This window comes from Cupriavidus sp. 05N39 (assembly GCF_056397325.1).
Genome location: NZ_JBFTNE010000382.1, coordinates 1 through 379, shown reverse-complemented (window position 1 = coordinate 379; position 379 = coordinate 1). Strand labels below are relative to the sequence as shown.

General features: G+C 59.1%; 1 pseudogene. It reads left to right on the top strand.

From position 1 onward, the window contains the following. Positions 1 to 379 (top strand): annotated as a pseudogene (locus AC1DN0_RS41810) (winged helix-turn-helix domain-containing protein); the annotation flags it as partial.

Here is a 379-nt window from a genome sequence, read left to right as displayed (position 1 = left end):
AACGGGTGCGTCTACTCATCGAGCAACGCTTCGGGGTGTCATACAACGAGGCCCATGTCTGGCGCATTCTGGATTCGCTCGGCTTCTCGCCCCAACGCCCAGACCGACGCGCTATCGAACGCGACGAGGACGCTGTGCTGGCGTGGAAGCAAAAGACCTGGCCCGCGCTCAAAAAAAGTGTACGCGGGAGCAACGGCTGATCGTCTTCATTGACGAGTCTGGACTTTCGGAGCGACCCACGCGCGTGCGCACCTGGGCGCCGAAAGGTAAAACGCCAGTCATCCAGTTTCATTTCAACTGGAAACATGTCTCGGCCATCGCGGGCCTCAGTTATCACAACTGCCTGTTCCGCCTTTACGACGGCGCGATCAAGAGTGCC